Raw genomic sequence first — 20,648 nt, 5'->3', positions numbered from 1 at the left:
CAACCGGCAACCTTTATGGTCGAACAAGGCGACCCCATCCTGCTTCCCTCCACCACTGCCTCCGCCGCTACACGGCGGGCCGAGGCGCTCATCCCTACGCCCTTCGGGCAGTTTAGGATGATTGCTTATTCTGACGACCCCGAGGCTTACTCTCCGCACATCGCCCTGGTACATCCTGACATGGACCCCACCTCGGAGGTTATTGTGCGTATCCACTCCGAGTGCATCACGGGAGATCTTTTTGGTTCCAAGCGCTGCGACTGCGGCGAGCAACTCAACCGGGCCATGCGCATCGCCGCTTCGGGTAAGGGCATGGTTATTTACCTGCGGCAGGAAGGTCGGGGCATCGGTATTATCAACAAGCTGAAGGCTTATCAGTTACAGGATCAGGGTCTGGACACCATCCAGGCCAACCTTCACCTGGGCTTCGAAATCGATGCCCGACACTACGAGGTGGCTCAGGGAATTCTTGAAGACCTGGGTGTAAGCCAGATTCAACTGCTGACGAATAATCCGGAAAAAGTGGACTCCTTCACGGAGGGAAAAGTGAAGGTGGTGCGCCGCCTGCCCATCATCATTGACCCCAGCAAGGAGAACAAGGGCTACCTGCACACTAAGGAAGCAAGCATGGGGCACTGGTTGAAATTGTAGCAGGACCTCTCTGAACAAAGCTGCTTAGCCTTGTTTTCAGCCGCAGACTTACACCAGCAGTACCGTTTATCAGGGCGCTCACCGCAGGTGCAGGGAAAGTTAGCGGAGCAAGACCCTGACCGGAGACATAGCTTCCCTCCCTTACAGTAAGGTCTCCTAAAGGCAGAACCAGCCACCTTCCATCCTTCACCTGGCCGTTGAAGCCCACCTTTGCACCTGCGTTTGCGCCACCTTTTGGGCCCCTCAAATAATTCTTTTCCCTCCAACCTTGCACATCTGCTCCAAGTATGCGTTTTTACGGGGTCAAAATCACCCAGCGCACATGAGTACGACCTACCGCAGAGAACCATTATGGTATAAAGACGCCATCATTTACGAACTGAACATCAAAGCTTTTTTTGATAGTAATGGCAGTGGTGTCGGCGACTTTGCCGGTCTTGAGAAAAAGCTCGATTACCTGGAAGAGCTGGGTGTTACCGCCATCTGGCTACTCCCCTTTTACCCCAGCCCCCTGCGGGACGACGGTTATGACATTCAGGATTACTACAAAGTCTCCGAAGCCTACGGCGACGTGGATGATTTCAAGCGTTTTCTCGACGCCGCCCACGCCCGCGGGCTGCAGGTGATCACCGAGCTGGTCATCAACCACACTTCCGATCAGCACCCTTGGTTTCAGCGCGCCCGCAACGCGCCGATTGGCAGCAAGGAACGGGACTACTACGTTTGGTCCGACAGCGACGAAAAGTGGCCCGATGTCCGTATCATTTTCACCGACACCGAAACGAGCAACTGGACCTGGGACCCCGTTGCCAACCAATACTACTGGCACCGTTTCTTCAGCCACCAGCCGGACCTGAACTACGACAGCCCGGACGTGCAGCGGGAAATCATCGAAATTCTCGATTACTGGATGAATATGGGTATCGATGGCTTCCGCCTTGATGCCATCCCCTACCTCTTCGAGCGGGAAGGCACCAATGGTGAGAATTTACCCGAAACCCATGAGTACCTGAAAAAGCTACGTAAGCACGTAGATGACAACTACGAAAATGTGCTCTTCCTGGCCGAAGCGAATATGTGGCCGGAAGACAGTGCCAGCTATTTTGGTGATGGCGACGAATGCCACATGAATTACCACTTCCCCCTCATGCCAAGGCTTTATATGAGTGTGAAGCTGGAAGACCGCCACCCGATCACGGATATTTTTGAGCAGACGCCCGAAATACCGGAAAATTGCCAGTGGGCCACCTTCCTGAGGAATCACGACGAGCTCACGCTGGAAATGGTAACGGAAGAGGAACGGGACTTTATGAACAGCACCTACGCAGCCGACCCGATGGCCCGCATCAACGTTGGCATTCGCCGCCGGCTGGCGCCGCTGATGGACAATGACCGCAATAAGATTGAGCTGCTCAACGTGCTGCTCATGAGCCTGCCCGGCACGCCGGTTCTTTACTACGGAGACGAAATCGGAATGGGAGATAACTACTACCTGAAAGATCGTGACGGTGTCCGTACACCCATGCAATGGAACAATCAAGAAAATGCCGGCTTCAGCATGGCCAACCCACACAGCCTTTACCTGCCCGTCATCCGGGATTCAGAGTACAGTTACCGTTGGGTTAATGTCCGTCGGCAGGAGCAAACGCCCAACAGTTTGCTCAACTGGACGAAGCGCCTGTTGGCCAAGCGGAAAAGTTTCCGTGTTTTTGGCCGGGGAACTATCCAGTGGCTAAAACCAGACAATGGCCGCGTACTTGCCTTCATCCGGGAATATGAAGAAGAGCAGGTCGTTGTTGTTATTAACCTTAGTCGCCATCCGCAGTCCGTTGATCTTAACTTGAATGAGTTTGAAGGTCGACGGGTGCGCGAGGTTTTCGGGCAAACCCATTTCAATGACATTTCCCGGGAGCCCTACCCGGTTACGCTTGGGGGGCATGGTTACTACTGGCTACAGCTGGAAGCCCTCGGCGCCAGTGCTACTGATCAACGGGACCTCAGCAACAGCAGCCTGAAATCAGAAGGGCTAACAACACTCTTTAGCCGCAACAATCTCCGGGAACTTGAGAAAAAAATCTTACCCGCTTATCTGAAGTCTACCAGTTGGATGGGCAATCGGGCCGGACAGCTGGAAGGTATAAGTGTCGTTGACCAGTGGATTCAAGAAGTCAAAGGGCGGCACTATGGCTGGGTGTTCATGGAAGCAAACTATTTAGAGGGGCTGCCGGACATGATTCAGTTACCTCTCGCTTTTGACCTCTACCGGGAAGAGATAGACTATGGAAGACGAGAAGAGGCTATCTGCCGGATTTCCACCAGCAAGTATGGCGAACTCGTGATGATTGATGCGCTGGCGGATGATGAATTCCGCCTCGCAATGGCCAACGGCTTCCAGGACTTTGGAGAAGTAGACGGTATGAAGTTTATCGGTTATGACAGAATGGTCGCCGCCAGCCCACAGGAACTTAAGCCTGCTCATAGCGGAACGGAATACCAGCTGTTACAGAGCAAGGACTACAACGTCAAATTTTACCGCAGGGTCCATATGAACAACGTCCCTGACCTGCAGGTGAAGCAGGCACTTAACCGATTTGCCTACGCCAATGCCCCAACGGTGATTGGCAGCCTTCACTTTGCCCCTAAAAAGGGTGTGAACGCCACTCTGGCCATTTTCGAAGACCGCATCAGTAGCGAAGGCCTCGCCTGGGACTACGTGCGCAGCAACCTGCATCGTTTCGGTGAGGATGTGCTGACGCGGCTGCGGCAGCCGCAGCGGGATTCCCCCACCGCCAAGCCGGAGGAAATCTCCGTCACGGATGAAGTAGTGTACAGTGACATGCCCGCCACGATTCAGCAAATTCTGGGAGCTCTCTTCATCACTAAGCTGGCGGATCTTGGCCGGACCATCGCCGCTTTCCACAGCATCATGCATGGCCTTAAAGAAGAGAAAAACTTCGCCCCCGAGCCGCTCTCTTTACATTATCAGCGTAGTGTTTATGCAGGCCTGAAAGGAGATGTCCGCAGTACGATTGATCTGCTCAAAAAAAGTATGTCAGAGCTGGAAGATGACGCCATCGCTATCGGGGAGGTAATCATCGAAAAAGAACCCATCATCCACACTAAGCTCAAGCGGATATTCGACCATAAAATCGAGTCCGACAAGATCCGCATACACGGAGACTTCACGCTGGAGCAAGTGGCGATGAGCGATGATAACTTCATCATCCAGAATTTTGACGGAGACCCCGACCGGACCTTCAGCCAGCGCAGCCTTCGTCGTAGCCCGGCCAAGGATCTCGCTAACCTGATGCGGAGCATCAGCTACGCTGCCGGCCTCGTCTTCGAAGACCTGGCTTCAAGTTGCCGGCAGGAAACAGCCGACCACCTGGAAGACTGGCTGCGCACGGCCCACCGTTACCTCTCCGCTGAGTTCCTTACTGCTTACCGCAAAGCTGCCGACGGCACGCGGCTACTACCGGAAGACGAGAATGACCTGGAAGTGCTACTCGATGTCTTCCGCATCGAAAAAGCCATGCAGGAACTTCGCTACGACCTTTATTACCGGCCAGCTCAGGCCATCATACCGCTTAGGGGGCTATTGGAACTGTTGGATGATACAGAGGACTAAGCGACTGAGCAATTCCTCTCCATGTTGCCAGGAGTAAAATATAATCCTGAAAAGGGTTCCGGTTCTTACCCTGCCCTTTTAAGCACTGCCGGAGACCTTCGTCTTCAGACGATGGATCCCCTCATTCTCCGTGGCTGACACGTAGAGAAGCCGCTCCTGCCTTGCCGTTTGACAAGTGGTAATCCCCTTCACCAGAAGGGGATTTTAATGGATAACTAATTTTTGGGATAACTTCGTCAGGTATTCCCTTGCGTCCTTCATCGCAGCTTCAACGCCTGGTGCGATTTCCATGATTTCGAATACGGATACGGAGCCCGCCAAAGCCCCGGCCCTCAGCGTTGAGCGACCAGCAAAAAGGTAACAGTCCGTCCCTGTCTGCGCGCAACGATTCAGGATGCCCCCCACGACTTTTCCACGTAACGACTGCTCATCCAGTTGCCCTTCACCACTGATCACGACATCTGCCCACTTGATCTTTTCATCCAGTTGGGTTTGTTCTGCGATGAGGTCAAAACCAGGAGTCATTTTAGCGCCGAGTAAGCCCACCAAACCTGCACCAATACCGCCGGCTGCACCGGCGCCGGGCAGATCAAGGACGGACTGGTTGGTCATAGCTTCAATTAAACTCGCGACGTGGCTTGCACCGCGCTCCAACTGTTCAATGGCTGCCTCATCAGCACCTTTCTGGGCAGCATACATCCGGGCGGCTCCGGAGGGGCCGCAGAGGAGGTTGTCAACGTCGCACAGGAGAGTAATTTCGGTGTCTTCCCACGGCCGGTAGTCGGGCAGTTTAATCCGCCGGATATCCGCCAGGTTCTTCCCGGTGGGCCGGATTTGCTTGCCGCGGCCATCGAAAAAGGTAAAATCCAGTGCTTCGGCGATCCCCAGACCGAGGTCATTAGTAGCGCTTCCGCCGAGCAGGAGAGAGATATTTTTTTTACCTCTTACCAGTGCATCCCGCAACTGCACCCCCGTACCGAAAGTACTGGTCAGCAACGGGTTTCTTTCTGCCGGGCTGAGCAGCACCAGCCCGCTGGCGGCGGCGACTTCGATGAAAGCCGCATCATCATTTTCCAGGTAAACGGCCTCCAGTGCCCGGCCAAACGGATCGCAGGTTTGAATCAGGCGCGGACGCAGGTGCAAATATTGGTTGAGAACAGCAAGGGTGCCGTCACCACCGTCCGCCAATGGTGCGGAACGAATATCAGCATCCGGATAGTTCGTCCGCAGACCCGCTGCGATAGCCACGCATACTTCGTGGGCGCTGAGGGAGCCCTTGAATTTGTCGGGGGCAATGAGGATGTTCATCGTTGGCCGGTTTTATCGGGTAATGGGAAGCAGGCCATCGCAGCACCGAGGCAGGCAGAACTTTCCCCGTCGAGCGCCTGGTGAAGCCGGATAGAACGGGGGGCGAGCCAGGCCTCTAACTCCGGAGCGAAGTACGGCCAGGCCCGGGCAATGTTGCCACCAATCAGAAGGTTATCCGGTTGAAAAGCGGTAAAGAGTGGCTGCAGGAGCTGATGCAGATTATGGTTAAAGGTGGAAAAGATTGCCGCCAGGGCCTTCGGATCAGCTGTTTCCAGAAGTTCCTTAACCCCTGCCACCACCAGGCCGTATTCTTCTTCGGCGGAGCGGACAAACCAGCGGGTGCTGAAATAATCGTCGGCTGAAGCGTCATGGAATGGTTGGGCGTAGACCTCCCCCCCGGGCGGGATTCCGGGGCCGGAGGTGACCAGGCTGCCATGACGGATGAAAGCCGAGCCGACGCCCGTCCCGAGCGTAATAGCGATAGCGCTCTGTTGTCTGTCCGGGTCAATCTTTTTGCTTGCGCCCAGACCGAAGCAAGCGGCATCATTAGCAAAATTTACCGTTCTGTCTTTGCTCCTTCCATCCCTCATTGCACCTGCGGCAGCGCCCACAAAAGCTTCCCGAAGGCTGGTGCCCTGCAAGCGGGAAAACTTTCCGCCAGACGAGAACAGCCCAACACCCCGCTCATAATCAAAAGGCCCCGGCATAGCGACGGCAATCCGGCCGGAAAAGTTTGCCGAACGGGCGATGGTATTGTTAAGGTGTTCCCGCCATTCGGACAGTATCCTCTCCCGGGAAGCTCCGCCGTCTACCTTATTCGTAAACAGCGGACTGCACCGCTCGTAACCATTTGCTCCTTCGTTAACCAGTAAGGAGCTGATGTGGCTGCCACCGATGTCTACCGCGACTATATCTCCTCTCATGCCAACAGATTAGGGAAGTAAATGCTGAACAAAACGATTAAGAGAAAAAAGCCGAGTAGCCCCCCTGCCTTTGACCAGTCGACCTCGTAGGTTGGCTCAATGAAGGTTTCCTCAGCTGCCTTCCGGGCAATAACATAACTCGCCAGAGAGCCCACCAGAAGAGTGACAACTGCCCCGACGGCGTTCCACCAGAACCAGAAGACCGCCGGCACCCACAGCCAGAGATAAACATTGACCAATACACCGGCGAGAATACCAAGATTAATGGCTCGTCCGTGAATACGCTTGAAGCCAATGGCGGCGATGAAAGTCGCCAGAATGGGTCCGTAAAAAACGGAACCGATTTTATTGATAGCTTCAATAACCGTTTTGGCAATATCACCGGTAAAAAAAGCCAAAACAATACATACCACTCCCCAGAATAGCGCAGCGCGCTTGGAGTAGGACATATACTCTTTATTGCTTAGCGCCTTTCTGGAGTGAAAAAAATCTTCTACCGTCGCTGCACTGAGAGAATTAATTGCGGAACTGAGTGAAGACATCGCCGCCGAGAAGATAGCCACCATCAATAAGCCAATGATACCATGTGGCAAATAATCACGGATAAAAACCGGCACCATAAGGTCGGGCTTCTCGATTGGAACAGCGGCGCGGAAGGCAGGATCCTGAATAATCAAGGTGCCAATGACCAGCCCCATAAGGCAGTAGGTGAGAGTGATTGGAAACCGCATCAAACCATTACAGAGCAGCGTCTTGTTCAGGACGTCTTTGCTCCCGGCAGAAAACAGGCGTTGTGCCTGGCTCTGATCCGTACCGTAATAGGAGGCGTAGAGAAAAAAACCACCGATGAGCATGGGCCAGAAGCCAAACTCATCCCCCTTTTGCAGGCCCATATTACCGAAGTCTACCGCTTTCAGGCGGGCAGGGTCGACTTTGGTGACGAACTCTCCCCAGCCACCAAGGTAGTAGATTCCAAAGCCGAGACAGATAACGATACCTACGGTGAGAACGATCATCTGAATTACGTCCCCGTAAACAACGGCCTTCATACCTCCCTGCAGGGAATACACCAATGTAACAGCCCCGATACCCAGGATAGTCTGCCACATGGGAATGGCCATTACACTGGTTAGAATCAAAGCGATAGCGTAAATCATTACGCTGGTGGCAAAAGCCCGGCTAATCTGGAACACACCACTGAGCAAGACGCGGGTAGAGCGACCGAAACGCTTCTCAAGGTAGCCGTAAACGCTTACGATCTTAGCGTTGAAAAGTGGCGGAATCAGAAAAGCCATCAGAAAGAGCATCGCGATCGGGACGGCAAACTCATAGGTCAGCCAGATCATTCCGCCACCTTCCTTTAACCCTACGAAAGCAGGGGCAGAGACGAAACTGATGGCCGATAACTGAGTAGCAGCCGTACTGATGGACAATGCCGCCCAGCCAAAGGATTTCCCACCCAGAAAGTAGTCTTCCCCGGAGGAATTCTCGCTAAACCTCCTCCCCAGCCAGAGAAAGACCAAGAGATAAATGGCAATAATGGCATAGTCAAAATAATTCATAAGTTCAGGCGTCTAAAAAATCGAGGAGGACGGCTGAAGTCCAGGAAAATTGGTCTCCGCCGTAACCCTGGGTTAAAGATGCGGCTTGTGCTTTATTCGATTCGAAGTATTCATAGAAACCATGCTCACGGATCAGGTGAATTGCATCAGCGCGGACAATATCAGCCAGATCGTTGAAGCCATAATTCTGCAGTCCCTGGTGAACCAGCCAATTCATGTGCGGCCAAATGGGCCCGCGCCAGTAGCGCTTGGAATCGAAGCGGGGGCTGTCTACGTCAAAGCTGGGGCATAAGTAGAAGCCACGGTCGTGCAATTGCTGGAGATAAGTTTTCAGCGCTGTAGCCTGCTTCTCATCAGCGATGCCAGCGGTCAGAGACACCAACGCCCCAATTTCCTTCCCAATGATCTGTTTTTCACCACGAAGGTCATACCCCGTAAACGTTTGCAGATCTTCATTCCAGAATTTACGTTGATAGGCAGGTATCGATTGGGCCTGCCACTCTTTCAATTCTCCAACGTCAAATCCGAACTGTTCACCGATGCGAATCAGGCTGGCATTGGACTTTATCAGGATGGCGTTCATCATGGTGTCCTGAACGAGAAAGGGACTTTCTTCAGCAATGCCGGGGCCGTCGTATTGGTGCTTTTTCCCTAGTTCGAGGAGGTATACGTAGCGGTCATATTGATCAGCCGTCGGTCGTTCGTCGGCTGCAGCGATCTTGGTATCACGTCGCGTGTAAGCGGGTAAGGTAGCTTTATCAATTACGATACGATCCATGGACTCGTCCCATAATGGAGAGTTATCCCGTCCGGATTCCCAGGGGTGAAACATAAACATGAGCCCCTCATGATGGGGGTCGCGGTAGGTATAGAGGAAGCGATGATAGGCCACAACCTTGGGAAATAAACGCTGAACCCAGGCCTTCACCTTTTCCTCATTGGGAAAGCGGTTAAGCAAGTGCTGCAGCACAAAACCATGAACAGCAGGTTGGGTAATACCAGATGTTTTGGGCTTTTGCGGAGCACCGGCGTTTACGGTAGTTTCCCAAAAATCGAAGTTAGGAAAATAGGTAGTTTCCTTTTCGGAATGGAAAATAATGTGGGGAACCAGGCCATTGTCCCACTGCCCGGTAAAGAGTGTTTCCATCTCCAGCAGAGCGCGGCCGAGGTCAAATAAGCAGGTTCCGATGCTTGTAAATCCAGAATCCCAATTCCACTGAAAAGGGTAAAGCTGGCCAGAGGGGACGGTGAATCCATCCCGCCAATTGGCGTTCAGTACAGCTATGGAATTGGCGATCAGTTGTTCTGTAGACATATTTGTGTTAATACTGAAAGGAGGGGGAGACTTAAAGGCCTCCCCTCAAAGTCACTGGTAATAAATTAAACCTGTATGGTTTTCCCCGGAAAACCAATTAGGCTAAGGGCCTGAGTTTTTTAGAAATTGAAAGCAGCGCGGATGAAGATTCGGCGGGGCAGTATGGGCCGACCGACAAAAAACGCACTCACACCACCTGCCTGAGCATCTGCCTGACGGGGAGAACCTTCTGTTACCCCTGCAGAATCCAGCAGGTTAAAGACAGAGAGGCCGAGGCGCAGAGATTGCTTCTTGCCAAGGTCGAAGGTATAGCCACCGTCCAGGCGAACAATATTATATCCATCCAGCTCGACGGTGTTGGCGTCGTTGGCAAATTTCTTACCCAGAAAATTGGCGGAAGCACTTGCGTCAATAGTTCCATTATCATACATGCCACCCACCAGGCCCATGACGTTGGGTTGGCGACGGAGCTTATTGCCCACCTGCTCATCGTTGCCTTCCACCTTAGTAAACTCGTGGCTCTGCAGGGTCAGGTTACCGTAGAGGCTGAATGCTTCGCTCACCGCGTAGTTGAGGCTTGTCTCCAGACCAAAGGTGCGCGTACTCTGCACACGGACCTGCTCAATGACGCTACCAGGGTTATTGGGGTCGTTAACGAAATCTATGTTACGGCGATCATTGAGGTTAACCAGGAAGAGTGCGGCGGTAGCGGCAAATTTGTCCTTACCATACTTCATGCCCAGTTCACCCTGAATGATGGATTCGGTCTCATAAGAAAGCGTCTGACCTGGCGAAGAGAAACCCACTCCCCGCAGTTCGGGGAAGAAGTAGCCACGGGAAGCATTGGCGTAGACGTTTAGCGCGGGATTTACTTTGTACAGGCCGGCTACAGCTACGGCTACGTCGCTGGCGCTCACCTTGCCCTTGTTAAAGGTATTACTGCCTACACCGGTCTCCTTGGAAATGTCGCCAAAAGCTTTTTCCCAACGCAGGCCTACATCAAAGCTGAAGCGCTCCCCCTGATACTGATCACCAGCGAAGAAGGCCACTTTAGTGCTGCGGAGAACGTTGTTGGAAGTCTGCCGACCACTGATGAAACCACCCGTGCTGTAGTTAACCATTTCACCGTTATCGTCATAAGTCAGATTAACCACGCGAGGTGAATTACTAAAATCACCCAGAAAATTAAGGATCCAGTTATTGTCTTCAGCACGAGTGTCAGAGAGGAAGGTGCCGACGCTGAAGGTGTGATCTCCGGAAGTCTTACTCAGCTGAATTTCGCCCACTGTTTCTTCCATTGGTCGGGCACGATCAAGGATGCGGTTCTCGAAAAGGAGGTCGTTAGCACCAAGGGTCGTGCCGTCATCAACATAAGTGAAAGTGCCGTTATCGGGCAAATCCCGGTTATTCAGGTATACGGAAGCAGATTCAGGTACGTTACGCACACCATCCCCGTCAAGAAAGAGGTTGAAGTTGTGGTCATATTTTGCGGATTTAGCCTTGACGCTCAGCCGAACGTCATTATCAAAGCTGTGCTTAAGTTCCGCCATCAGGTAACCTCCGCTGGTAGAGACACCGTTCTCGATGGGTGAGTTAAAACGGCCGTTTGGTGTATCGAAGGAGAAATCCGTAGCCTGGTCAGTCAGGGTAGTAAATACCGTTTCGCCGTCGTTACCGATGGGTCGCTCGCGCTGACCGCTGTCGTTAGCCAATGGGTAAGGAAGGTAGAACTGCACATTGTCATTAATGGACTGTGCGAAGACGGTAAAGGAGCTATTGCCTTCGTTAAACAGCTTCTTGATATTAGCGCGCACCTGGTGGCCACGCGTAGGGAGCCCCGTCTCCAGTGGCCCTTCGTCGTAGCGGTAGAAGCCGGAAACAGCGTAGAACAGGTTCTCGGCCAATGGGCCGGAAGAAAGTACATCAACCTTAGCACGGCCGCCTTCCGCCCATTCAAGCTGCACGGTATTCTTTGGCGTCGCCGTACCGGTGATGCTGGAATAGTTAATAATACCCGCTACACTGCCCGCACCGAACAGGGTGGAAGAACCACCCCGGGTAAACTCAAGGTTTCGAATACCGATGTCGTTGCGGAAATACACATCATGCGCCGAAGAGTTCAGGCCGAAAGTACTAAGCACCGGAAGCCCATCCACCTGAAGGGGCGTAAACTGGTACTGTCCTCCCGAAGGCAAACCACGAACGAAGACGTTGGAAGCCACTTCTCCTCCCCCACCCTCGGCGGTAATACCTGGCACCGTCCGGAGGATGTCAGCCTGAGAATTACTACTTAGGCGTTGTAGTTGTTCCGTTCCGATCAACGTAATGGACATTGGAGACGCCTTCTGGGTACGGCCGGTAAAACTACCGGTCACTACCACTTCATCCAGTTGAAGGTTATCCGCATTCAGAATAATGTTCTCTGTGTAGGATTGGCCGTTTCGCACCGAAAGTGTCATTTCCTGAGTAGCGTAGCCGGTATAGGAGATGACAATCATTTGATCTCCGGCAGGAACCGAGACCGTGTAATTGCCATCAAAGTCCGTAACGGTACCGGAAGAGGTACTCTTGATAAGAATACTGGCGCCAATTAAGCCTTCACCTTTTGTGTCAGTAACTTTGCCGGAAAGCGTACCCTGGGCGAAAAGCATCCCCCCGGAAACGGCGAGAAAAAGAACCAGCACAAATGCCTGGCGTATGTTTTGGTAGTAGTTTTTCACAATAATAGTTTGCAATAATCTGAAATACTGCCCGAATAGTATGGCAGTCGTACAATGGCAAAATTATGTTGCAATACAGCGATTTTATGACAGCATACTCACCTCGACTGACACTATTCTATACTTTTTAGTTCAATAGTGCTCTATACTTGCTATTATTGTATTCATGAAGCCCGAATACGAAAAGATTATCGAGCCGGCAGAACGGTCTTTTACGGCAAAGGTGGTCAATCGATCAAGCCGACCGCTACTAAGTCAGGCCTGGCACTATCATCCGGAGCTGGAAATCTGTTTCACCCTGAAGTCTTCAGGCCGGCGGTTCGTAGGCAATCAGATAGCCGACTACCAGGTCGGCGACCTGGTAATGATGGGAACTAACCTGCCACATGGTTTCACGACGGATGTGTACTGTAGTCAAATCGTAGTCCAGATGACGGAAAATTTTCTTGGCAGGGACTTCCTGAACACCCCGGAGACGCGTCCAATCCGGACCTTGTTTCAGCGGGCCGGGCAGGGCTTGTCTTTTCATGGCAACACCCAAAAGAAGAGTAGTAAGCTCCTGCGGGAAATACTGAAGCACGAGGGCATGACTAAGCTGCGCTACTTACTGGAATTGCTACAGTTACTTGCCGAATCAGAAGAAGTAAGTTCCATCTGTTCACTGGAATACGCCATGGATCTCAACGTAGAGGACCTGGGACGAATAAAAGTGGTGTATGACCATGTGATGGAAAACTTCCGTGAAGAAGTCTCGATCCCCGAAATGGCTGCACAATTGAACATTAGTGAAGCAGCCTTTTACAAATTCATAAAAAAGCATACCAAGAAGACCTATACGCAGATCATCAACGAGTTTCGGATCAACCACGCCGGCAAGTTGTTGATGTCAACGGACAAGTCCATCACGGAGATTTGCTTTGAGAGTGGGTTCAATAACATCTCCTATTTCAACCGAAAGTTCAAACAGCTGATGACCCTTACCCCGGATGGATTTAGAAAACGCTATAAATGATGACAGGCATCAATTGTTCCCCACGCTGCGGTTATTAAGCGTTCACTGCACCTGCAGGCCCTGCCAAGCCCTAAAACAGCCACGCTACCACTTATAAAAAAGAACGGCCCGGAATCACCTCCCGGACCGTTCTCAAATTACTCAACAAATTTTTACTGGCTTAGAGCGTGTCTGAATTTAACACTTTGGGCTACCTGCGCAAAAGCCAGTTTTAGACACGCTCTTAACGCCCATGGATTTTCAGGTTGATAAAGTCCCGGAGGGTTTCCCCCTTATCACGGCGGGCCTTGATGAAGTCAGCGGTGACACCATGAATCCGAAGATTAACCAGGGTTTTCATGGGAATATCCTTGAAGCCGACTTCCCGGAAGGAAGCTGCGTACTCCGGGCTTACCCCATGAATCCGGGCATTAACGAACTCCTGCAACGTAAGATCAGTGTAACCCATGTTTCGAAAACCAGACACCAGGTCAGGGCTTACCCCATGGATCATGGCGCTCTTCACTTCATCCAGATCGCTCATATCCAGGCCGGCGCGCTTTAGCGCCGTTAATCGACTACGGCTCAAGCCGTGAATTTTGGCATTGGTGGCCTCCTGTGGACTCAGGTTGGCAAAACCGAATTCGGCCAGCATACTTACGAATTCAGCATCGACCCCATGGATGCGCAAATTCTTCGCTTCTTCCAGACTCAGATTGGTAAAACCCGCCTGCTTCAGATCAGCGATACCCGACACCGTTACGCCGTGGATTTTTGCGTTCACGATCTCGCTGGCAGAAAGGCCACCATAGCCGAGCGCCTTCAGCTCATCCACGTAGGCCGGGTTAACGCCATGAATGGCCATATTCTTCATTTGATCGAAGGATAAGTTGGTGAAGCCCGCCTTGGCCATACGGTCAATGTATTGAGGGCTGATGCCATGAATCTTCGCCTCAATCAACTCCTGCAGGCTCAGGTCTTTGAAGCCTGCCCCGGCCAGCGCCTTAGCCAGACCTTCACTCACCCCGTGAATCTCCAGTTCGATCATCTTATCAAACCCTGGCTGCCCGTAACCTAACCTTTTCAGAGAAGCCAGTCGTTCAGCAAACTCCCCCTGATCTTCGTAAAAGATGGCAAGCTTCAGCAAATCTTCATGGCCTGGATCATAGCCGAGGGACTTGATGTAGCGAACGTATTCTTCGCTCATGTCCGCCATAAAGAACAGCAGCAGTTCCCGTTCTTTATAGCTGCCGAAACCTTCCTTTTTCAGCATCTCTACGAAGGCAGGATTTTCTTCAAAGCTGAAATTTCCAACCCCGTCGTTTTCCTCAAAAATACCCTTTAAGGTCATCGTTCCAGAAGAGCGCCTGATGGTAAAAACGCCCATGGCGTTGCGGGGAAGGTTGCCCAGCTCGGCCAGATCAAAACAGCGCGAGCTGTTCCACTGATAGTTATTGTTGTAGGCATTACTGCGAGACATGAAGTTGAAACAGATATCCTCTCCCTCAATCAGAGCAGTCCAGCTGTTCAGGCTGTTTTCCATGCCTTGGGGCATAGCAATTTTAGCGGCCGGGCCAGCATTCAATACCGGGCTCGGAACGGGAACGGGGGCAGGAGCGGCTACCGGAGCGGGCGGAGATACGGGCGCTGCCGTGGTCACTGTGCCTGCCGAATGTGCAGGTGCAGGAAGGGCCAAACCCGAGGCATCCATCTCCGCCAAAGGTGCCGCCGGCGGTGGTGGAGGCACGGGCGATGTTACCATCGTAGCAGGTACCGGAGCGGGAGGAACCGGAGCAACGGGTGCTACCGGAGACTGCGCCACGGCGTTAAACTGCAACATCGAGAAGAAAAGCAAGGGAAGAATAGTGAGGTACTTCCAGCCGGAACGGGCGGAGGATTTTTTGGATTTCATCATGGTAATACGCTTTTCGAGAAAGTTTTGGTTATAGCTGGCCACCAGGCCATTCGGAAAATTGGGCACCGCGACTTTTACCAGACTCAACTGGTAGCTTTCGGGGTCATTGCCGATGCGGAGCATCTCTGCGTCCGTCAAAAACTCCAGGTTGTGCTCAATTGCAGATCGGTAAAGCCAGGCAAAGGGGTTAAACCACTGAACGATCACCACCAGCTCAGCCAGCAACAGATCAATACTGTGCTTTTGGCCAACGTGAATTTGTTCGTGCTGCACGATCTGGTGAAAAGTATCGGGATCGTAGCGGTCGGGGTTCAGGAAGATGCGGTTCCAGAAGGAATAAGGAGCGTCATCTTCGTGCATCTCCACCAGGCGGAAACCGCCCAGATCATGGCCCGGGTAGCGGATCATCCGGAGGAGTAGCTGCCCGAGTTGCAGCAGAAAGTTGAGGCCAAACACCAGTACACCCGCGAGGTAAACCCAACGGAGAATTTTCAGCCAGTCGATGGGCGGTGCTGCCGGAGCCACCTGCTCAGAGGCCGAAGCCGTTGCCGGTTCAACGGATGAGGGCTCTGCCTCAACCCTCGATGTCCCGGGTGAGGTAATGGCGGGTTCTGGTGTAATCATCGTCTCCGTAACGGAGGCTGATGGCTCAGGAGTCTCCTCCACTTTCAGCACCAGGGCTTCTTTCAACGACCAGGCCGCCGGCACAGTGATGAGCGGTAAGGTCAGGGAACCCGCCAGACAAGCCAGCAATACCCAACGGTTAAGCCGGAAATGCGTTTCGCTGCGCAGCAACAACCAGTAGTAGAGGAAACAGGCCGCTAACAGCAAGCCCGCGTGGAGGAGGTAATTCATTTCTTCTGGTTTTTGATCATTTTCAGCAGACGTTCCACGTCGGCCTCACTGAGCTTTTGCTCCTTAGCGAAGAAGTTGACCAGCTTGAGCGGAGAGCCGTCAAAAAAACCTTCCACCACATCACCAACGGCTTTGCTTTGGTACTCTTCTTTGCTTACGATGGGGAAAAAGCAATAGGCGTTTCCCTGCTTTTCGAAGCCGACAAAGCCTTTGTCCTTGAGCAACTTCACCATCGTGGAGACGGAATTATAATGGGGCTTGGGGTCCGGTAAAAGTTCGATGATGTCTTTCACGAACCCCCGTTCCAGCTTCCAGAGGGCTTGCATAATCTGGGCTTCGCGCTTGGCTAACTTCTGCATAACTACTAATTGATTAGTACAAAGGTAGTACTAATGGATTAGTATTGCAACTAATGGATTAGTATTTAACATTTGAGCATAAGTTGGCAGGGCGCCGGAGCGCGGGTGCAGTGGAGGGTAGACGGTAGACGGTAGACTGTAGAGCATATCTACTGCTTGCCGCTCTACCGTCTACCGCTCTACCGTCTACAGCCTACCGTCTACCAAATCACCTTGCTCGCTCAAACACCAGCGTCTCCCCCAGGAAGGTCTCGTAATAGCCGAAGAACTGCCGGTAGGCCCAACGCTCGGGGAATAGCTCGAGTGGGCGGAAGGCTTTGAGCAGGCGCGCATCCGGCTTGGTCCCTTTCAGCAGGGCCTGCATTTGTGCGCACTGGCCCTCGGGGCCGGGGTTGTAAACCTCCGTTTCGCAATCTGGCCAGCCAAAGGGCGTAGTCATGCTTTTGGCGTAGCGGCGGAAATAGGACTCGTGGAGAATGGCGTAGTCCCAGTCGACATCCATAAAGTACCAGGTTTTACGGAGGCCTTTATGGCCGACGTAGTTGGACGCAGCGATGGTCGCCTCTGCCGGAAGCTCCGTGGCGATCCACTCCCGCATCTCATAGCGGGTATCAAACCAGTGGTTGCTCTGCCCAATGAGGGCGAACAAGAACGTATAGGTTACCACCGCCGCCGGTAGCCAGGGCCGGCGCTGCCGCAGCTGGCTCAGGCCATAAGCCGCCAGCAGACAAACCGCTGGCATAAATACATTTACCCGGCGAATGAAAGCAGTATCCACTGACCATCGCACCAGAAATTCGCTCAAGAGCCAGCCGGCGGCGTAGAGTATTGCCAGCCGGGTAAAGCCCTGCCCGTTAACCTCCTTTGCACCTGCGGACTCGCGCCCAAACATTCTGAATGCCCGGCTTAGTGCGTACACCGCGAGGGCAAATACCGGCAGGCCAACTCCCGCCAGCACGCCGGCCGGATAAACGATCAGGTTGTCCCGGAAATGATCATCCACCGGAACGCCGTTACGGTTCAATTCGCTAAGTGTCTGAAAGGTTGACGCTATGCTGTCCCACGCCCAGCCGTACACAAAAGCAGCGACAAACACGGCCAACAGGCCCAGTGCCAGGGCGATGAAATACACGGGAATTCGCTTTTGCAGAGCGAGAAATAATAATAGTAGACCTCCCCATCCTAATGGTAAGACATCAAACTTAAAGGAAAGCGCTCCCGCCACCCCGAGGGCGAGCCAGATCAGACCGCTAATTGTTGGCAATCGCAATAGCTGGAAGCCCCCCAACAGCGCGAGGTAACCCCACAGAATATATCCGCTGGCCGGCAGACAGTAATGGCTGTAGGTAGCATTGACGTCGCAAGCGGCCATCAGTAAAGCCGCTATGGCAGCGGCCGGCGGATCGAGACCACTGACCCGTCCGAGTTTGTACACGACAATGATGAGCAAGATGGCAAAAACAGTGGACAGCTGCCGGCCCAACAGAATGAAACCAGCGAAGGAAGGCACTTGTCCACTCACTTTATACCAACCATAAGCCGTGTAAGCCATTAGGTGCCCGTAGCCCCGAACATTCCACGGGGCGTCAGAATAACTCCCTACTTTTTCTCCCTCATAAAGGTCGTTGAAACGAGTGGTGGCGATGTGCACGTGCTGGCCTTCATCGGGCTCAAAGGTTTGCCAGTTCGCCTTATGATCTTGCGTAAACCAGCCGGGAACGCGCAGTGCAAGGCCCAGTAAAAGTGCCAGAACTAACCAATATTTCGGGGACGGACCAGCGGGCATCAGAAGTCGTAAAAGTAGGTTTTCAGCCAGGCGTAATGCTCCCGCCAGTTGCGCAGAATCATCAACACGGTGATGATGGCCGCGAAGATCAGAATCAGACGAGCCTTCTTACCGGTTTCGGTATTGCGCTCACGACGGCTCTTATAGCTATGGCGGGTAGACTGTTTTGGCATAAGACGAAGATAGTAATGTAGGTTGGCAGTTGTATGGTAATAGAAAGGCTACAGCACAACGACCAAACGGCTTTGAGGGAACATTCTCCGTTTACACCATCTCAGCGAAAGCTTCCCATACCGCCCCTTCCGGCAAGGGAGCAGTATGTTCCATTCGCTCTCCCGTAATGGGATGGTTGTAAGCAATGCGGTGGCTGTGCAGGTCGATATGTCCATCTTCGTTGGATCGCTTAAAGCCATACTTAGCATCTCCACGAAGCGGACAGCCGATGGCGGCAAGTTGCGCCCTGATTTGATGCTTGCGGCCCGTCTTCAACTGAACAGCCAACAGGTGGTACCGGTCGCTGGAGCCCAGCACCTTGTAGTGTAACTCTGCGGCTTTGTTGCCGGGGGCCGGGTTTTCTTCAATAACGGAGCGATTCCCTTTTCCGTTGCGGAGGTGATGGACGAGCGTAGCCTCGTCTTCTTCCGGGCGGTTCGCCACGATGGCCAGGTAGTGCTTATCGACCGTTCCGGCTTTAAGCTGGCGCGTCAGCGCCGTCTGGGCCGAAGGTTTTTGCCCCAGTAAGACGATGCCGGAGACCGGGCGGTCCAGGCGATGAATCAGGTAAAGGTCATGCCGGATGTAAGCGGCTCCCAGCCCGAGTAAGCTGGGGTCTCCCGTTTTATCGGGCTGTACGGCCAGGCCTGCAGGCTTGTTAAAAGCGATCAGCTGGTTGTCTTTATGCAAAATCCAGTCACTGATGCGACCTTTAAATCGGGGAGTATCCGCCATAATTCAGGGTAATTCTTCGTAATCGATATAATCCGTATCGTTGTCCGGTTGATCGGAAATCTCTACGGTGTCATCGTCCACTCTGGGAGGGGGAGGTGGGCCCTGGTTTACCTGTGCTTGCATAGCGGAATACCATTGGTATCCCCGATAAGCCAGATAGACTAAGGCGATGGTGATGATGAGATCCATAGGGCAAAGGTACGGATCAAGGATCAGGCAAATGTATAGATTTGGATATTCTACACCCGGAAATCCGGCACCAGGCTCATTAACTTCCGTAATCGCTCCCGCCGCGGCTCCGTCAGAGGGACCAACGGCACTCTCAGATGGTTTTCACAGAGACCGAGCATAGACACGGCGGCTTTGATGCCTACCGGGTTCCCTTCTACGTAGAGTAGCGGGTGAATGTCCAACAGATCGTAATTGAAGCGACGGGCGGTGGCGAAGTCGTTATTAAGTGCGGACTTTACCATCTGACTGAAGTGAGCCGGTAGTGCGTTAGCAATAACGCTGATGCCTCCGTGGCCGCCCATGGCGATCACGGCGGTGGTCAGAGGGTCATCACCGGAGAGCACACCAAAATCTTTATGGCAATGCTTGAGGATGGCAATGGACTGCTCCAGATTTCCGCTGGCCTCCTTAACCGCTGCGAAGTTTTGCGAATTTTCTGAAAGGCGGAGAATGGTTTCCGGAAGGACGTTGCTGCTTGTCCTGCCGGGTACATTATAAATGATGACCGGCAGCGGGCTGGCATCCGCCACCCGCATAAAGTGCTGGTAGATGCCTTCCTGCGGAGGTTTACTGTAAGCAGGACTGCTGGACATAATTCCCGCTACCCCGTCGAAGTTGAAACCCTTTATTCTTTCCTCCAGCCGTTCGGTGTAGTTGCCTCCGAAAAATCCAGCGACGATATCTACCCGTCCGTCTACCTGACGGATAGTAAAGTCCAGTATCTCCCGACATTCTTTTGAGCTGAGCGTAATGGCCTCCCCCGTAGTGCCGAGGCAAACGATGTAGTCAACTCCTCCATCAATTACGTAGTCAATGATCTGCCCCAGGGAAGGATAGTCAACAGAGTAGTCCGCTTTGAAAGGGGTAACAAGGGCAACGCCCGTCCCGCTGAATTTAGGTAGTGCTGTGTGCATTCGTAAAGCTGAATATTTGCTCGATGGCGGTTAACTGGTCCCGAATAGATTCTGCACGACCGGCGTCAAATTGTAAATGATAGGGAGTGTCCTCTAGGTCCTGCTTAAAGGGGCCTACTTTCAAACCTGCCTGCTGAATCGTTGCCAGGTAGTCTAATTCTTTGTGGATGACGGGGCCCAGGCGTAAGATTAAGTCGCAGTCGATTCGTTTAATCTCCACTAACGAGTCTTCTTTGGGTATTCCGTACCAGTTAAGGTTTCTGGGGGAAATAACCGGGAAGCCAAAGTTGGTTTCTCCTACGTCCTGACTGAAAAATCCGGCTATTTTAATTTTCTGCCCTTGCTTTCGATGGGCGTCCACCCATTTATCAACCACCTTACGATCTGTTGAGGAATCTGCTGGAAAGAGGATAAGAATACAGCGTGCATTGTCCGTATTTATCGGTTGTTGGCTTCCCATACTTCTACGGGAAGAACGGGCCCTCTCTTCTTGCAGTTTACGGCGGAAGAGCTTGTCCTTTATGTCGCTGAGCAGCCCCATG

General features: G+C 52.8%; 16 protein-coding genes. 3 read left to right on the top strand and 13 right to left on the bottom strand.

Annotated features, from left to right (window positions below):
* The first annotated feature begins 15 nt into the window (after nucleotides 1-15).
* Complete coding sequence (gene ribA, locus BM123_RS15585; RefSeq protein ID WP_090170177.1) at nucleotides 16-651, top strand: GTP cyclohydrolase II; 636 nt, start codon at nucleotides 16-18, stop codon at nucleotides 649-651.
* 322 nt (nucleotides 652-973) lie between these two features.
* The gene (gene treS / locus BM123_RS15580) at nucleotides 974-4,279 is read left to right on the top strand and encodes a maltose alpha-D-glucosyltransferase (RefSeq protein ID WP_090170175.1); all 3,306 of its coding nucleotides are present in this window, start codon (nucleotides 974-976) and stop codon (nucleotides 4,277-4,279) included.
* A 204-nt stretch (nucleotides 4,280-4,483) separates the two neighbouring features.
* Here treS and BM123_RS15575 read toward each other — a convergent pair whose 3' ends face one another.
* From BM123_RS15575 to BM123_RS15555, 5 genes are all read right to left on the bottom strand, one after another.
* Nucleotides 4,484-5,587 (bottom strand): glycerate kinase, encoded by a 1,104-nt coding sequence (locus BM123_RS15575; protein WP_090170173.1) that lies wholly within the window; start codon nucleotides 5,585-5,587, stop codon nucleotides 4,484-4,486.
* Nucleotides 5,584-6,510, bottom strand: a complete 927-nt coding sequence (locus tag BM123_RS15570) for an ROK family protein (protein ID WP_090170170.1) — start codon at nucleotides 6,508-6,510, stop codon at nucleotides 5,584-5,586. Before BM123_RS15570 ends, BM123_RS15575 begins: the two co-directional genes overlap by 4 nt.
* Nucleotides 6,507-8,072, bottom strand: coding sequence for a sodium:solute symporter family transporter (locus BM123_RS15565; protein WP_090170168.1), 1,566 nt, complete (start codon nucleotides 8,070-8,072; stop codon nucleotides 6,507-6,509). Before BM123_RS15565 ends, BM123_RS15570 begins: the two co-directional genes overlap by 4 nt.
* A 4-nt stretch (nucleotides 8,073-8,076) precedes the next feature.
* Nucleotides 8,077-9,387, bottom strand: a complete 1,311-nt coding sequence (locus BM123_RS15560) for an MGH1-like glycoside hydrolase domain-containing protein (RefSeq protein WP_090170166.1) — start codon at nucleotides 9,385-9,387, stop codon at nucleotides 8,077-8,079.
* A 119-nt stretch (nucleotides 9,388-9,506) separates the two neighbouring features.
* Nucleotides 9,507-12,107 (bottom strand): TonB-dependent receptor, encoded by a 2,601-nt coding sequence (locus BM123_RS15555; RefSeq protein ID WP_217642173.1) that lies wholly within the window; start codon nucleotides 12,105-12,107, stop codon nucleotides 9,507-9,509.
* A gap of 166 nt (nucleotides 12,108-12,273) precedes the next feature.
* Between BM123_RS15555 and BM123_RS15550 the strand changes: the two genes are divergently transcribed.
* Entirely contained in the window at nucleotides 12,274-13,119 is an 846-nt protein-coding gene (locus BM123_RS15550; RefSeq protein WP_090170164.1) for an AraC family transcriptional regulator, read from the top strand.
* A 223-nt stretch (nucleotides 13,120-13,342) separates the two neighbouring features.
* On the opposite strand, the gene BM123_RS15545 is transcribed toward BM123_RS15550, so the two are convergent.
* The 8 genes from BM123_RS15545 to BM123_RS15515 form a co-directional block, all read right to left on the bottom strand.
* Entirely contained in the window at nucleotides 13,343-15,868 is a 2,526-nt protein-coding gene (locus BM123_RS15545) for a M56 family metallopeptidase (protein WP_090170162.1), read from the bottom strand.
* A complete protein-coding gene (locus BM123_RS15540) occupies nucleotides 15,865-16,227 on the bottom strand; it encodes a BlaI/MecI/CopY family transcriptional regulator (protein ID WP_090170159.1) in 363 nt (120 codons plus the stop codon). Before BM123_RS15540 ends, BM123_RS15545 begins: the two co-directional genes overlap by 4 nt.
* Nucleotides 16,228-16,435: 208 nt before the next feature.
* On the bottom strand, nucleotides 16,436-18,013 hold the full coding sequence (locus BM123_RS15535) for a hypothetical protein (RefSeq protein WP_090170157.1): 1,578 nt from the start codon (nucleotides 18,011-18,013) through the stop codon (nucleotides 16,436-16,438).
* Nucleotides 18,013-18,186 (bottom strand): hypothetical protein, encoded by a 174-nt coding sequence (locus BM123_RS24280; RefSeq protein ID WP_175489416.1) that lies wholly within the window; start codon nucleotides 18,184-18,186, stop codon nucleotides 18,013-18,015. The genes BM123_RS15535 and BM123_RS24280 overlap by 1 nt, the downstream gene beginning before the upstream one ends.
* A 91-nt stretch (nucleotides 18,187-18,277) precedes the next feature.
* Nucleotides 18,278-18,961 (bottom strand): RluA family pseudouridine synthase, encoded by a 684-nt coding sequence (locus BM123_RS15530; protein ID WP_090170155.1) that lies wholly within the window; start codon nucleotides 18,959-18,961, stop codon nucleotides 18,278-18,280.
* 3 nt (nucleotides 18,962-18,964) lie between these two features.
* Complete coding sequence (locus tag BM123_RS15525; RefSeq protein ID WP_090170153.1) at nucleotides 18,965-19,150, bottom strand: hypothetical protein; 186 nt, start codon at nucleotides 19,148-19,150, stop codon at nucleotides 18,965-18,967.
* Nucleotides 19,151-19,200: 50 nt separating this feature from the next.
* Nucleotides 19,201-20,106, bottom strand: a complete 906-nt coding sequence (gene dapA / locus BM123_RS15520) for a 4-hydroxy-tetrahydrodipicolinate synthase (protein WP_090170151.1) — start codon at nucleotides 20,104-20,106, stop codon at nucleotides 19,201-19,203.
* Entirely contained in the window at nucleotides 20,087-20,647 is a 561-nt protein-coding gene (locus BM123_RS15515) for a DUF6913 domain-containing protein (RefSeq protein WP_090170149.1), read from the bottom strand. Before BM123_RS15515 ends, dapA begins: the two co-directional genes overlap by 20 nt.
* Nucleotide 20,648: the final 1 nt, after the last annotated feature.

Source organism: Neolewinella agarilytica, assembly GCF_900110645.1.
GTDB lineage: Bacteria > Bacteroidota > Bacteroidia > Chitinophagales > Saprospiraceae > Neolewinella > Neolewinella agarilytica.
This window is presented reverse-complemented; position numbering and strand designations above follow the sequence as displayed.

What these genes read in the sequence shown, in the direction of transcription:
- BM123_RS15530 (WP_090170155.1), bottom strand. Translation starts at nt 18,961, where the DNA reads ATGGCGGATACTCCCCGATTTAAAGGTCGCATCAGTGACTGGATTTTG.
- treS (WP_090170175.1), top strand. Translation starts at nt 974, where the DNA reads ATGAGTACGACCTACCGCAGAGAACCATTATGGTATAAAGACGCCATC.
- BM123_RS15545 (WP_090170162.1), bottom strand. Translation starts at nt 15,868, where the DNA reads ATGAATTACCTCCTCCACGCGGGCTTGCTGTTAGCGGCCTGTTTCCTC.
- BM123_RS15570 (WP_090170170.1), bottom strand. Translation starts at nt 6,510, where the DNA reads ATGAGAGGAGATATAGTCGCGGTAGACATCGGTGGCAGCCACATCAGC.
- BM123_RS15535 (WP_090170157.1), bottom strand. Translation starts at nt 18,013, where the DNA reads ATGCCCGCTGGTCCGTCCCCGAAATATTGGTTAGTTCTGGCACTTTTA.
- BM123_RS24280 (WP_175489416.1), bottom strand. Translation starts at nt 18,186, where the DNA reads ATGCCAAAACAGTCTACCCGCCATAGCTATAAGAGCCGTCGTGAGCGC.
- BM123_RS15540 (WP_090170159.1), bottom strand. Translation starts at nt 16,227, where the DNA reads ATGCAGAAGTTAGCCAAGCGCGAAGCCCAGATTATGCAAGCCCTCTGG.
- BM123_RS15515 (WP_090170149.1), bottom strand. Translation starts at nt 20,647, where the DNA reads ATGGGGCTGCTCAGCGACATAAAGGACAAGCTCTTCCGCCGTAAACTG.
- BM123_RS15525 (WP_090170153.1), bottom strand. Translation starts at nt 19,150, where the DNA reads ATGGATCTCATCATCACCATCGCCTTAGTCTATCTGGCTTATCGGGGA.
- BM123_RS15575 (WP_090170173.1), bottom strand. Translation starts at nt 5,587, where the DNA reads ATGAACATCCTCATTGCCCCCGACAAATTCAAGGGCTCCCTCAGCGCC.
- BM123_RS15565 (WP_090170168.1), bottom strand. Translation starts at nt 8,072, where the DNA reads ATGAATTATTTTGACTATGCCATTATTGCCATTTATCTCTTGGTCTTT.
- BM123_RS15550 (WP_090170164.1), top strand. Translation starts at nt 12,274, where the DNA reads ATGAAGCCCGAATACGAAAAGATTATCGAGCCGGCAGAACGGTCTTTT.
- dapA (WP_090170151.1), bottom strand. Translation starts at nt 20,106, where the DNA reads ATGCACACAGCACTACCTAAATTCAGCGGGACGGGCGTTGCCCTTGTT.
- BM123_RS15560 (WP_090170166.1), bottom strand. Translation starts at nt 9,387, where the DNA reads ATGTCTACAGAACAACTGATCGCCAATTCCATAGCTGTACTGAACGCC.
- ribA (WP_090170177.1), top strand. Translation starts at nt 16, where the DNA reads ATGGTCGAACAAGGCGACCCCATCCTGCTTCCCTCCACCACTGCCTCC.